This window comes from Curvibacter delicatus NBRC 14919, from assembly GCF_001592265.1.
In the GTDB taxonomy this organism is placed as follows: Bacteria; Pseudomonadota; Gammaproteobacteria; order Burkholderiales; family Burkholderiaceae_C; genus Hylemonella; species Hylemonella delicata.
Genome location: NZ_BCWP01000036.1, coordinates 1 through 12,190, shown reverse-complemented (window position 1 = coordinate 12,190; position 12,190 = coordinate 1). Strand labels below are relative to the sequence as shown.

The following is a 12,190-nucleotide window of genomic DNA, read 5'->3' as shown; positions in this document are numbered from 1 at the left end:
AAGAAGAAATGGGTTTGTTGAGCCTGGCTATCTGGATGCCGATTGCGTTCGGCGTGTTGCTGCTGGCCCTGGGCCGCGACGAGCAGGCGCGCATGGTGCGCTGGGTCGCGCTCATCGGCGCGGTGGCGAGCTTCCTCGTGACGCTGCCCTTGTACACCGGGTTCAAGCTCGGTACAGCGGCCATGCAGTTTGTCGAGAAGATGCCCTGGATGGATCGCTTCAATGTGCACTATCACGTGGGTCTTGACGGCATCTCGCTCTGGTTCGTGCTGCTGACGGCCTTCATCAACGTCATCGTGGTGATTGCCGGCTGGGAGGTCATCACGCGCCGTGTCAACCAGTACATGGGCGCCTTCCTGATCCTCAGCGGTCTCATGATCGGTGTGTTCTCGGCGCTGGACGGCATCCTGTTTTATGTCTTCTTTGAAGCCACGCTGATCCCGATGTACCTGATCATCGGCATCTGGGGTGGTCCGAACAAGATCTACGCCGCCTTCAAGTTCTTCCTCTACACGCTGCTGGGCTCGCTGCTGACGCTGATCGCACTGATCTTCCTGTACACCAAGTCGGGCGGCAGCTTCGACATCCTCACCTGGCACAAGCTGCCGCTGGACGGCACGACGCAGACCCTGCTGTTCTTTGCCTTCTTTGCCGCCTTTGCCGTCAAGGTGCCGATGTGGCCGGTCCACACCTGGCTGCCCGATGTGCACGTCGAGGCACCCACCGGTGGTTCCGCCGTGCTGGCCGCCATCATGCTCAAGCTGGGTGCCTACGGTTTCCTGCGTTTTTCGCTGCCGATCGCACCGGATGCGGCACGTGAGTGGGCGTGGCTCCTGATTGCCCTGTCGCTGATCGCCGTCATCTACGTCGGTCTGGTGGCCATGGTGCAGCAGGACATGAAGAAGCTGGTGGCCTATTCGTCGGTCGCTCACATGGGCTTTGTCACCTTGGGCTTTTTCATCTTCAACGACCTCGGTGTCTCCGGCGGTCTGGTGCAGATGATTGCCCACGGCTTTGTCTCGGCCGCCATGTTCCTTTCCATCGGCGTGTTGTACGACCGGGTGCATTCGCGTGAAATCGCCAGCTATGGTGGCGTGGTCAACACCATGCCCAAGTTCGCGGCCTTTGCCCTGTTCTTCGCCATGGCCAATTGCGGCTTGCCGGGCACCGCTGGTTTCGTCGGCGAGTGGATGGTGATCCTCGGTGCCGTGAAGTACGACTTCTGGATCGGTCTGGCAGCCGCCACGGCGCTGATCTTTGGTGCTGCCTACACGTTGTGGATGTTCAAGCGCGTTTACCTGGGGCCGGTGGCCAATGAGGACGTCAAGGCGCTGGTGGACATCAATGGCCGTGAGTTCCTCATGCTGGCCTTGCTGGCGATCGCTGTGCTGGTCATGGGTGTTTATCCCAAGCCCTTCACCGATGTCATGGACACGTCGGTGATGGAACTGCTCAAGCACGTGGCCTTGTCCAAGTTGAACTGATCAAACCGAATTGAAAGACTGAAGATGACAGACAAACTCAGCTGGATTGCGGTTTATCCGGAAATCATTCTGCTGGCCATGGCCTGCCTGATCACGCTGATGGACCTCGGCGTGAAAAGCCGCCAGCGCACCCGCACCTACCTCTGGACACTGCTGGCTCTGGGTGCAGTGGCTTTGCTGCAGTACCTGTACGCCAGTGGCGGTGCCACCCTCTACAGCCTGCACAACATGGTGGTGAGCGACCCCATGGGCAATTGGCTCAAGTTCTTTGCCACCATTGCCGTGATGGTCTCGCTGGTCTATGCGCGTCCGTACTCGGCGGATCGCGACATGCTGCGTGGCGGCGAGTTGTTTTCCTTGAGCATGCTGTCCTTGCTGGGCATGTTCATCATGATCTCCGGCAACAACTTCCTGCTGATCTACCTCGGCCTGGAACTGCTGACGCTCTCCAGCTATGCCCTGGTGGCGCTGCGTCGTGACAACGCCACGGCCACCGAAGCTGCCATGAAGTACTTCGTGCTCGGCGCGCTGGCTTCCGGTTTCCTGCTCTACGGTCTGTCGATGATCTACGGTGCCACGGGCTCGCTGGATGTGAACGCTGTCTTCCGTGCCATCAATTCCGGCCGCGTCAACCCGCAAGTGCTGGTGTTCGGCACGGTGTTCGTGGTGGCCGGTCTGGCCTTCAAGCTGGGTGTGGTGCCGTTCCACATGTGGATCCCCGATGTTTACCAGGGGGCGCCCACCTCCGTGACGCTGATGATCGGTGGCGCGCCGAAGCTGGCGGCCTTTGCCATCGTCATTCGCCTGCTGGTCGAAGGCATGCTGCCCTTGGCCATCGATTGGCAACAGATGCTGATGCTGCTGGCCATCGCCTCGCTGCTGGTGGGTAACCTGGCCGCCATCATGCAGACCAACCTCAAGCGCATGCTGGCCTTCTCCACCATCTCGCAGATGGGCTTTGTCCTGCTGGGCCTGATGTCGGGTGTCATCAACGGCAACATCTACTCAGCAGCCAACGCCTACAGCTCGGCGATGTTCTACGTCGTGACCTACGTGTTGACCACGCTGGCAAGCTTCGGTGTCATCCTGCTGCTGGCGCGCGAAGGTTTCGAGAGCGAAGAGATTGCCGACTTCGCCGGCCTCAACCAGCGCAGCCCCTTGTATGCCGCCATCATGGCCATCTGCCTGTTCTCGCTGGCCGGCATTCCGCCCATGGTCGGCTTCTACGCCAAGCTGTCCGTCTTGCAGGCGCTGGTGGCTTCGGGCCAGGCTTTGCACATTGGCCTGGCCGTGTTTGCCGTGATCATGTCGCTGATCGGTGCTTTCTACTACCTGCGCGTGGTCAAGGTCATGTACTTTGACGAACCCATTACTGCCACCACCGTGGCGGCCCCCCTGGATGTGCGCGCCGTGCTGTCGGTCAATGGTCTGCTGGTGCTCGTTCTCGGCCTGGTGCCTGGCGGCCTGATGGCGCTGTGTGCCCAGGCCATCCAGCAGATGTTGGGTACCTGAGCTTCATGTCGCAGACTGCTGCCGTCTGGTTTGTGGTGCTGGCCGCGGTGGCCGGTGCCAACCTGCCGTTCATCAACCAGCGCCTGCTGGCTGTTGTGCCCTTGAAAACACCCAAAGGCCTGCCGGTGCGTCTGGTGGAGCTGGTGCTGTGTTACCTGCTGGTGGGGGGCATGGCACTGCTGCTGGAGCAACGTGCGGGCCAGATTGCACCGCAGGGCTGGGAGTTCTATGCCATCACGGCGACGCTGTTCCTGACCCTGGCCTTTCCGGGCTTCGTCTACCGCTACCTGTTCAAGCGCCACGGTTGACGCGCTGCCGCAGCCATGGATGACGCACATCTGATGGAAATCCGGCTGGACAGCCAGGAGCTGTTCAAGGGCCGTTTTCTCCATGCCTTCCGCGATACCGTGCGCCTGCCCGACGGGGCCAGTGCGACGCGCGAGTATGTGGTGCATCCCGGCGCCGTGATGATCATCCCCCTGCTGGAAGATGAACGCGGTGAGTTGCGGGTGGTCCTGGAGCGCCAGTACCGTTACCCGGTGAAGCGGGTCATGGTGGAGTTTCCTGCCGGCAAGCTCGATGCCGGTGAAGACATCCTGGCCTGCGCGCAACGTGAGTTGCTGGAAGAAACCGGTTACCGTGCGACCGAGTGGGCGCGTGCCGGTGTGTTGCATCCGGTGATTTCCTATTCCACCGAATTCATTGACGTCTGGTTTGCGCGTGGCCTGAGTCTGGGGGAGCGCCAGCTGGATGAAGGCGAATTCCTCGATGTGTTCACGGCCACCCCAACCGAGTTGCTGACATGGTGCTTTGAGGGCGGCGTGACGGATGCCAAGACCCTGACCGGTGTGCTCTGGCTGCAAAACGTCCTTGCGGGTAGCTGGGAATTGGATTGGCAGACGCCAGTGCCCGCCAGCGCACGCTGATAATCACCTGATGAAAGTTCTCAATCTCCAGTGCGATGCCCGGCACGGGTTTGAAGGCTGGTTTGCATCCGAAGACGACTACGCCGGCCAATTGGCGCGCGGCCTGCTGGCGTGCCCGATGTGCGGCAGCAAATCGGTGACGAAGCTGCCCAGTGCCCCGCGCCTGAACCTTGGTGCGGCACGTTCGGAGGAAGCGACCCCCTCGAGCCAGTCGACCGCAACCCAGGTTCCGAAACAGGATGTGCTGACCGCTGATGCTGAGCAAGCCCTGCAGGCCGCCTGGCTGCAGGTGGCGCGCCGCATCGTGGCGCAGACGGAAGACGTGGGCGGCCGCTTTGCCGAAGAAGCGCGCAAGATGCATTACGGCGAGGTTGAGGAGCGCAGCATCCGCGGCCAGGCTTCGCGCGAAGAAACGGAAGCGTTGCTGGACGAGGGCATCGCCGTCATGCCGCTCCCTTTGCCTGACGCGCTCAAGGGTCCCTTGCAATAGCGCACAAGACAGGCGCGAAGCGATGAGGCAGACCGGCTGCGCTGGCGCTGCGGTCTGCCTGACTTCTGTCACGGCCGTTGTTTCCAACCCTGCCGTCTCGGTTGTTCAAGGCTGGGCCTTGATGTAGCGGTATTCCTGCGTTTGTCCGCCAAACCCATAGGCTTCGGCACGCACGTCGTGTACGTGGATGTAGCTCTCCGGATGCAGGTTGCCCAGCAGCTTGTCAAAAGCGGCGAAACTTTCACGTATGTACTGCGCCTTCTCATCCTTGGTGTTGGTGCCGTCCACCACCTTGATGTCGAAGTAGAAGCTGTTGCGCCCCTGCGTCGCCAGGGTCGAGCCGCCGACCACCCAGTTGTCCTGCGGCACGAAGTCGATGGCAATGGAGGTCAGATCGCGCCGCTTGCGCAGGATGCGGGTGGTGAGTTCCAGCAGCGTTTCAGAGATGTCATGCACGAGCTTGGCGCTGGCAGGCTGACTGACTTTGACGTTGAGTATGGGCATGATGTTTGCCTTTCGGTGGGTTGAAAATAAGTTAGCCATGCAACTATTTGGGTTTTAAAAAAGACCCCAAGCGACCTGCTCATTTGAGGGCGGAGCAGACTTCCCTGACCTTGCCCACGGTCTCAAGGAAATTGTCCTTGCCGACCGTACGCTGGATTCTTTGCGTGACCTGGCCACTGGCTGCGTTGAGTGCCGCATGGATCTTCTCGGCCGCGGCCGTCGGGAAGATCGACCAATGGCGGGCGTCGAAGTCCGAATCACGCCGTTCCACCAGGCCGAGGGTCTGCAGGCCGTCGAGCAGGCGTGTGGCCGTGGGGCGCGAAATGGTCAACTCGCTCGCCAGCTCGTGCTGGGACAGGCCGGGCCTGGCCAGAATGAGCCGCAGCATGAACCCCTGCGGTGGGGTCAGGCCGAAGGGCTTGAACGCGCTCGCCCACTCCTTTTCGACCACCCGGGCCAGTGCGGTGGTGTTGAAATAAAGGCAGTGATCAAACATGACGCGGATCATACCTGCAATTGATTAGCTATGCAACCAAATGGTCAATCGAAGTCATCCAGGCATGTCATGGCAAGGCTTCAGGTCATGAACTGCAGCGCGGCCAGGCGGGCGTAGACGCCGTTGGCGGCGATCAGTGCATCATGGGTGCCTTGTTCCACCAGTCTGCCGTGGTCAATGACCACGATGCGATCGGCCTGCTGCACCGTGGCCAGCCGGTGGGCAATCACCAGCGTGGTGCGGTCGCGCATGGCGGACTCCAGTGCCGCCTGCACCATGCGCTCGCTCTCCGCGTCCAGCGCGCTGGTGGCTTCGTCAAGGAGCAGCAAAGGCGGGTTCTTCAGCATGGCGCGTGCAATCGCAATGCGCTGGCGCTGGCCACCGGACAGGCGCACGCCGCGTTCGCCGAGGAAGGTGTCGTAACCCTCAGGCAGGGCACGGATGAAATCATCAGCAAAAGCCGCCTGTGCCGCGGCGCGCACTTCGGCATCCGTCGCCGCCGGTCGGCCATAGCGGATGTTTTCCAGCGCGCTGCTGGAGAAGATCACCGGTTCCTGCGGCACGATGCCAATGTTCTGGCGCAACTCGTGCAGGGCGAGCTCCCGGATGGGAACTCCATCGAGCAGAATGCGGCCGGCAGTCGGGTCATAAAAGCGCAGCAGCAACTGGAACACCGTGCTCTTGCCGGCGCCGCTGGGGCCGACCAGCGCCACCGTCTCGCCCGCCCGCACATCGAGCGTGAAATCGGCCAGCGCGGCCTGTGTTGGCCGTGACGGGTAGTGAAACGTCAATGCTTCAATTTTGATAGCGCTTCCCGCATTGGATACGAGCGCTTGAGCCGGATTTGATGGTGAGGCAATGGGCGAGCGGCTGCCTAGCAGTTCCATCAGCCGTTCGGTGGCGCCGGCGGCACGCAGCAGCTCGCCATACACCTCGCCGAGCACGGCAAAGGCGCCGGCCAGGATGATCACGTACACCACCGTCTGGCCCAGGTGGCCTGCCGTGATGTCGCCGCGCAGCACCGCCTGCGTGCCTTGGTACAGGCCCCACAGCAACGCAGCGGAGGTGGCGATGATGATGAAGGCCATCAGGAAAGAACGCGCGCCCACGCGGCGGCGGGCGGTGCGGAAGGCGCTTTCACTCGCGGCATCAAAACGTGCTGCCTCGCGCGCTTCGGCGGTGTAGCTCTGCACCACCGGGATGGCATTGAGCACTTCGGCGGCAATGGCACTGGAGTCGGCTACCCGGTCCTGGCTGGCACGCGACAGGCGTCGCACACGGCGCCCGAACCACACGGCCGGCACCACCACCAGCGCCAGCATGCCCAACACCTGCAGCATCACGTAGGGGTTGGTCCACACCAGCATCAGCAGGGCCCCCACGCCGGTGACCGTGCTGCGCAGCCCCATGGAGAAAGACGAGCCCACCACCGTCTGCACCAGCGTGGTGTCGGCCGTCAGGCGCGACAGCACCTCGCCGGTCTGTGTGGTCTCGAAGAATTCGGGGCTCTGCTGCAGCACATGGCCATAGACCGCGTTGCGCACATCCGCGGTGACGCGTTCGCCCAGCCAGCTCATGAGGTAAAAGCGCAGCGCCGAGAACACGCCCAGGGCCACGGCCACGGCAAACAGCAAGGCGAAGTGTTCGCGCAAGGCCAGCACTTGGGCACCCCGGTCCTGCGGCAGCAGGCCGCCGTCGATCAGGCTGCGCAGGGCGATCGGGAAGACCAGTGTGGCGGTGGCGGCCAGCACCAGGAACAGCAAGGCCAGTGCAATGCGCCCGCGGTAAGGGCGCAGAAAAGGCAGCAGGCCGCTGAGGGATTTGGGGTTGCTGGTTTTCGGGCGGTCTGAGTTCATGGAAGGGCGTGGAGGAGGGCGAAGACAGCTTACACCGGCAGGGTGGCAGCCGGTGCTGTGGGGTCAATTGCCATGCCAATTAAAGCCTTGACAATTATTGCCTAGGCAATTAATAATGCACCCTCTATGAATGCCAAAAGCACCACCCACGATCCGGCCGGCCGGCCGGCCGATTTCTACAAGGCCGCCGGCTATACCCCGGAGGAGAGTGTCGGTTACCTCATGCGTCGCATCATCTCTTTGCTGGCGCAGGAGGTCGAGCGGGAACTCGAGCCGGAGGGGTTGACTCATGCCCAATGGGTGCCTCTGTTCATGCTTTCCTCTGGTCGCGCCACGACGGGTGCCGAGTTGGCACGTGAATGCAGCCTGGATGCCGGCGCCATGACGCGACTGGTCGACCGGCTGGAGGCCAAGGGCCTGTGCCGTCGCGAACGCTCCTCGGAAGACCGGCGTGTTGTCAATCTGGACGCGACGGCCGAGGGGCGCGAAGCCATCAAGGTGGTGCCACAGGTGCTCAGTCGCGTGCAGAACACGGCCTTGTCCGGCTTCACACGGGAGGAGTGGCAAACCCTCAAGGGCATGTTGCACCGCATTCTCAACAACGTACAGGCCATGCAGGCCAGCAGGGAGAATCATGTCGAATAAGCAGCGCGCCCTGCGTGCGGGGCTGCTCACGCTCACGGTGAGCCTGGCCGCCTGTGCCAATTTCTCCGGCATCACGCCACAGGCGCAGCCGCGCGATGCCGCTTCACTCGGCCTGGCGGGCAGCGACACCGGTACCGCCGTGGCCGCACAGTGGTGGCGTGCCTTCGGTGATGCGCAGCTTGACCGCCTGGAGACGCAGGCCTTGGAAAGCAATCCCAATCTCAAGCTGGCACAGGCCCGGCTGGCGCGCGCCCGGGCGGTGATCGAAACGGCCGAATCGGCCAACCGACCGCAATTCAACGGCTCGCTCGATCTCACGCACCAGCGTTACACCAAGACGGGCGCCGTGCCGGCGCCGCTGGCCGGCTCCATCCAGGACACCGGCACCCTGCAGCTCGGCGCCAGCTGGGAATTGGACTTTTTCGGCAAGAACCGCGCGGCCCTCGATGCGGCGCTGGGCAGTGCTCAGGCCGCCCAGGCTGATGCGCAGGCGGCCCGTGTGCTGCTGGCCAGCAATGTGGCGCGCAGTTACTTCCAGTGGCTGCGCATCCAGGACCAGCTGGCCGTGGCCCAGCGCACGCTGAGCCAGCGCGAAGAGACGCTGCGCCTGGTGCGTCAGCGTGTCGAGGCGGGGCTCGACACCCAACTCGAGCTGCGGCAAAGCGAGGGCGGACTGCCCGATGCGCGCCAGCAGATGGAGGCATTGCAGGAGCAGGCCGCGCTCACGCAGCACGCCCTGGAGGCCCTGGTTGGCAAGCCAAATGCAAGCCTGGGCCTTGAAAAACATGCGCTGGCAGCTATCAAAAACGTAGCAATTGTGCCAGTCATCCCGGCCGATCTGCTGGGCCGGCGTGCCGATGTGGCTGCGGCGCGCTGGCGCGTGGAGGCCGGCATGAAGGATGTGGCCAATGCGAAGATCCAGTTCTATCCGAACGTCAACCTGGTGGCCTTCGCCGGTTTTTCCAGCATCGGGACGGATCGTCTGTTGCAGTCGGACAGCCAGCAGTGGGGCATTGGCCCGGCGCTGCGCCTGCCGCTCTTCGATGGCGGCCGTCTGCGTGCCAACCTGCGCGGCAAGACAGCCGATCTGGATGCCGCCATCGAGAGTTACAACGCCACCGTGATCGATGCCGTGCGCGATGTGGCGGACCAGGTGGCCTCCATGCAGTCGATCACGCGCCAGCAGACCGAGCAGCGCGCCGCGCAGCAGGCTGCGGAGAGTGCCTACGCGATTGCCGTGCAGCGCTACGAAGCGGGTCTGGGCAACTACCTTCACGTTCTGAACGCCGAGACCGCCGTGCTGGCCCAGCGCCGCTTGGCCGTGGACCTCAGCGCCCGCGCACTGGATACCCAGGTGGCGCTGTTGCGCGCCCTCGGTGGCGGCTTTCAAGCCGAGGCGGCCAGCACCACCGTCAGCGCAATCCAGAAATAAATCTTTCCATTTCAGCAGGGAGAAGAATCACCATGAATGCACCGCAATCCCACGTCAAGATCCGTGCCGGCAACCCGAAACGGCGCCAGGCGCTCACTGCGGCAGCCGGCGTGTTCGTCCTGGCCGGCCTGGCCTGGGGTGCCTACGAATGGCTGGTGGCCAGCCATTACGAGTCCACCGACAACGCCTACGTCCAGGGTAATGTGATCCAGATCACGCCGCAGATCGGCGGCACGGTCATGGCCATCCTGGCTGACGACACCGACTTCGTCAAAGCCGGCCAGCCGCTGGTGCAGCTCGATCCGGCCGATGCCAAGGTCGCGCTCGACCAGGCGGAAGCCAACCTGGCCCAGACCGTGCGCCAGGTGCGCACCCTGTATGCCAACAACGGCGCCTTGGGGGCGCAGATCACCTTGCGTGAAGCCGATGTCAACCGGGCGCAGAGTGATGTGGCGCGCGCCGGTGACGATCTCGCACGCCGCCAGTCCTTGGCTGGCAATGGCGCCGTGTCCAAGGAAGAACTCAACCACGCGCAGACCCAGCTGGCCAACGCCAAGAGCGCCTTGGCTGCGGCCCAGGCCGCCGTGGTGGCGGCGCGCGAACAGCTCACCAGCAACCAGGCCATGACTGATGGCACCAGCCTGGAGCAGCACCCGAGTGTGCAGGCGGCGGCTGCCAAGGTGCGCGAGGCCTACCTCGCCACGCAACGCGCGGCCTTGCCGGCGCCGGTGGATGGTTTCGTGGCCAAGCGCACGGTGCAGGTCGGCCAGCGGGTGGCTGCCGGTACGCCCATGATGTCCATCATTCCGCTCAAGCAGGTATGGGTTGATGCCAACTTCAAGGAAGTCCAGTTGCGCAACATCCGCATCGGCCAGCCGGTCAGGCTGACGGCCGACGTGTACGGCAAGAAAGTCGAATACAAGGGGACGGTGGCAGGCCTCGGTGCCGGCACCGGCGCTGCCTTTGCCTTGCTGCCGGCGCAGAACGCCACCGGCAACTGGATCAAGGTGGTGCAACGCGTGCCGGTGCGCGTGGCACTCGATCCGCAGCAACTGGCGGACAACCCGCTGCGCGTGGGCCTGTCGATGGACGCCACCGTGGACGTGAGCCAGCAGGACGGCAAGACCCTGGCCGATGCTGCGCGCACCAGCGCCGTCGCCGAAACCCAGGTCTACAGTGCGCTCGACAAAGGCGCCGATGCCGAAGTGCGTCGCGTGATCGCGGCCAACGCCGGCCGCGGCAAGCCGGCGTTGCCGGCAGTCCACTGAGCGGGCGGTGCCATGTCCTCTACGCCTGCGCACAGCCCACCGCCGCCCCTGCAGGGTTCGGCCCGCGTCTGGGGCACGATTGCCCTGTCGGCGGCCACCTTCATGAACGTGCTCGACACCTCGATCGCCAACGTGTCGTTGCCGGCGATCGCCGGTGACCTGGGCGTGAGCCCGAACCAGGGCACCTGGGTCATCACCAGCTTTGCCGTGGCCAATGCCATTGCCGTGCCCTTGACCGGTTGGCTGTCGCAGCGCTTCGGCCAGGTGCGCCTGTTCATTGCCAGCGTACTGTTGTTCGTGCTGGCCTCCTGGCTGTGCGGCCTGGCCCCGAACATGAACATGCTGATTGCCGCGCGCGCGCTGCAGGGTTTTGTCGCCGGTCCGATGATTCCGCTGTCGCAGTCCTTGCTGCTGTCCAGCTACCCGAGTGCGCTTGCCGGGCTGGCCATGGCCATGTGGTCCATCACCACGCTGGTGGCGCCGGTCATGGGGCCGCTGCTGGGCGGCTGGATCACCGACAACATCTCCTGGCCCTGGATCTTCTACATCAACATCCCGGTCGGCCTGCTGGCCGCCAGCGCCAGCTGGATGCTGTACCACAAGCGCGAGACACCGACGCGCCAGCTGCCCATCGATGCCGTGGGGCTGGGCCTGCTGGTGGTGTGGGTCGGCGCCTTGCAGATCATGCTCGACAAGGGCAAGGAGCTCGACTGGTTCCATTCGACCGAAGTGGTGGTCCTGGGCGTGGTGGCGCTGGTGGGGCTGGTCTTTTTCCTGATCTGGGAACTGACCGAGGAGCACCCGGTGGTGGACCTCACGCTGTTCACGCGGCGCAACTTCTGGGCCGGTGCGCTCGCCACGTCCATCGGCTACGGCCTGTTCTTCGGCAATGTGGTGCTGCTGCCGCTGTGGCTGCAGCAGTACATGGGCTACACCGCCACACAGGCCGGCATGGTCATGGCGCCGGTCGGCCTGCTGGCCATCGTGCTGTCGCCGGTGGTGGGCAAGAACATCGGCAAGGTGGACCCGCGTTACTTCGCCACGTTTGCCTTCGTCGTGTTCGCGCTGGTGCTGTGGATGCGCTCGCGCTTCAACACCCAGGCCGACTTCGGCACCATCATGATCCCGACCTTCGTGCAAGGCATCGCGATGGCCTTCTTCTTCATCCCGCTGGTCACCATCACGTTGTCGGGCATTGCGCCCGAGCGGATTCCGGCTGCCTCCGGCATGTCCAACTTCATGCGCATCACGGCCGGTGCCTTCGGTACTTCGATCGCCACCACCTTGTGGGAGGACCGCGCCGCGCTGCACCATGCTCAGCTGGCCGAGTCCATCAACCAGAGCAGCCAGGGTGCCACTAGCGCCTTGAACGGCCTGGCCGCTGCTGGACTGAATCCCGAGCAGGCGCTGGCGCAGGTGAACCGGCTGGTGGACCAGCAGGCCTTCATGCTATCCTCCAGTGAACTGTTCTATATCTCGGCCCTGCTGTTCCTGACCATGATTCCCCTGGTCTGGCTCACACGCCCGCAGCGTGCGGGTGCTGGTTCCGCTGATGCGGCCGCCGGTGCGCATTAAGG

General features: G+C 63.7%; 12 protein-coding genes. 9 read left to right on the top strand and 3 right to left on the bottom strand.

Annotated elements, in window-relative coordinates:
• The first annotated feature begins 8 nt into the window (after positions 1-8).
• From CDE01S_RS14730 to CDE01S_RS14710, 5 genes are read left to right on the top strand one after another with little or no spacing between them, the layout of a single operon-like run.
• Complete coding sequence (locus CDE01S_RS14730; protein ID WP_066709169.1) at positions 9-1,484, top strand: NADH-quinone oxidoreductase subunit M; 1,476 nt, start codon at positions 9-11, stop codon at positions 1,482-1,484.
• Positions 1,485-1,508: 24 nt separating this feature from the next.
• Positions 1,509-2,996 carry an NADH-quinone oxidoreductase subunit NuoN gene (nuoN, locus tag CDE01S_RS14725; protein WP_066709167.1) on the top strand — a complete coding sequence of 496 codons (1,488 nt, stop codon included), beginning with the start codon at positions 1,509-1,511 and terminating at the stop codon, positions 2,994-2,996.
• 5 nt (positions 2,997-3,001) lie between these two features.
• Positions 3,002-3,304: a DUF2818 family protein gene (locus tag CDE01S_RS14720; protein WP_066709164.1), complete on the top strand. Its 303-nt coding sequence runs from the start codon at positions 3,002-3,004 to the stop codon at positions 3,302-3,304.
• A 15-nt stretch (positions 3,305-3,319) separates the two neighbouring features.
• Complete coding sequence (locus tag CDE01S_RS14715; RefSeq protein ID WP_066709161.1) at positions 3,320-3,922, top strand: NUDIX domain-containing protein; 603 nt, start codon at positions 3,320-3,322, stop codon at positions 3,920-3,922.
• Positions 3,923-3,932: 10 nt separating this feature from the next.
• The gene (locus CDE01S_RS14710; RefSeq protein WP_066709158.1) at positions 3,933-4,412 is read left to right on the top strand and encodes a DUF1178 family protein; all 480 of its coding nucleotides are present in this window, start codon (positions 3,933-3,935) and stop codon (positions 4,410-4,412) included.
• A gap of 105 nt (positions 4,413-4,517) precedes the next feature.
• On the opposite strand, the gene CDE01S_RS14705 is transcribed toward CDE01S_RS14710, so the two are convergent.
• The 3 genes from CDE01S_RS14705 to CDE01S_RS14695 all read right to left on the bottom strand — a co-directional run bounded on the left by CDE01S_RS14705 (position 4,518) and on the right by CDE01S_RS14695 (position 7,268).
• Positions 4,518-4,916: a tautomerase family protein gene (locus tag CDE01S_RS14705; RefSeq protein WP_066709155.1), complete on the bottom strand. Its 399-nt coding sequence runs from the start codon at positions 4,914-4,916 to the stop codon at positions 4,518-4,520.
• A 79-nt stretch (positions 4,917-4,995) separates the two neighbouring features.
• Positions 4,996-5,412 (bottom strand): MarR family winged helix-turn-helix transcriptional regulator, encoded by a 417-nt coding sequence (locus CDE01S_RS14700; protein WP_066709226.1) that lies wholly within the window; start codon positions 5,410-5,412, stop codon positions 4,996-4,998.
• 80 nt (positions 5,413-5,492) lie between these two features.
• Positions 5,493-7,268, bottom strand: a complete 1,776-nt coding sequence (locus tag CDE01S_RS14695) for an ABC transporter transmembrane domain-containing protein (protein ID WP_066709152.1) — start codon at positions 7,266-7,268, stop codon at positions 5,493-5,495.
• Between the two features lie 126 nt (positions 7,269-7,394).
• On the opposite strand from CDE01S_RS14695, the gene CDE01S_RS14690 reads away from it, so the two are divergent.
• The 4 genes from CDE01S_RS14690 to CDE01S_RS14675 are packed head-to-tail and all read left to right on the top strand — an operon-like array spanning position 7,395 to position 12,188.
• Complete coding sequence (locus tag CDE01S_RS14690; protein WP_066709149.1) at positions 7,395-7,913, top strand: MarR family winged helix-turn-helix transcriptional regulator; 519 nt, start codon at positions 7,395-7,397, stop codon at positions 7,911-7,913.
• Positions 7,903-9,345, top strand: coding sequence for an efflux transporter outer membrane subunit (locus tag CDE01S_RS14685; protein WP_066709146.1), 1,443 nt, complete (start codon positions 7,903-7,905; stop codon positions 9,343-9,345). The genes CDE01S_RS14690 and CDE01S_RS14685 overlap by 11 nt, the downstream gene beginning before the upstream one ends.
• A 32-nt stretch (positions 9,346-9,377) precedes the next feature.
• Positions 9,378-10,613 carry an HlyD family secretion protein gene (locus CDE01S_RS14680; protein WP_066709143.1) on the top strand — a complete coding sequence of 412 codons (1,236 nt, stop codon included), beginning with the start codon at positions 9,378-9,380 and terminating at the stop codon, positions 10,611-10,613.
• Positions 10,614-10,625: 12 nt separating this feature from the next.
• A complete protein-coding gene (locus CDE01S_RS14675) occupies positions 10,626-12,188 on the top strand; it encodes a DHA2 family efflux MFS transporter permease subunit (protein ID WP_066709140.1) in 1,563 nt (520 codons plus the stop codon).
• The last annotated feature ends 2 nt before the right edge of the window (positions 12,189-12,190 follow it).

Coding starts and splice junctions, on each gene's coding strand:
- CDE01S_RS14730 (WP_066709169.1), top strand. CDS start 9: ATGGGTTTGTTGAGCCTGGCTATCTGGATGCCGATTGCGTTCGGCGTG.
- nuoN (WP_066709167.1), top strand. CDS start 1,509: ATGACAGACAAACTCAGCTGGATTGCGGTTTATCCGGAAATCATTCTG.
- CDE01S_RS14720 (WP_066709164.1), top strand. CDS start 3,002: ATGTCGCAGACTGCTGCCGTCTGGTTTGTGGTGCTGGCCGCGGTGGCC.
- CDE01S_RS14715 (WP_066709161.1), top strand. CDS start 3,320: ATGGATGACGCACATCTGATGGAAATCCGGCTGGACAGCCAGGAGCTG.
- CDE01S_RS14710 (WP_066709158.1), top strand. CDS start 3,933: ATGAAAGTTCTCAATCTCCAGTGCGATGCCCGGCACGGGTTTGAAGGC.
- CDE01S_RS14705 (WP_066709155.1), bottom strand. CDS start 4,916: ATGCCCATACTCAACGTCAAAGTCAGTCAGCCTGCCAGCGCCAAGCTC.
- CDE01S_RS14700 (WP_066709226.1), bottom strand. CDS start 5,412: ATGTTTGATCACTGCCTTTATTTCAACACCACCGCACTGGCCCGGGTG.
- CDE01S_RS14695 (WP_066709152.1), bottom strand. CDS start 7,268: ATGAACTCAGACCGCCCGAAAACCAGCAACCCCAAATCCCTCAGCGGC.
- CDE01S_RS14690 (WP_066709149.1), top strand. CDS start 7,395: ATGAATGCCAAAAGCACCACCCACGATCCGGCCGGCCGGCCGGCCGAT.
- CDE01S_RS14685 (WP_066709146.1), top strand. CDS start 7,903: ATGTCGAATAAGCAGCGCGCCCTGCGTGCGGGGCTGCTCACGCTCACG.
- CDE01S_RS14680 (WP_066709143.1), top strand. CDS start 9,378: ATGAATGCACCGCAATCCCACGTCAAGATCCGTGCCGGCAACCCGAAA.
- CDE01S_RS14675 (WP_066709140.1), top strand. CDS start 10,626: ATGTCCTCTACGCCTGCGCACAGCCCACCGCCGCCCCTGCAGGGTTCG.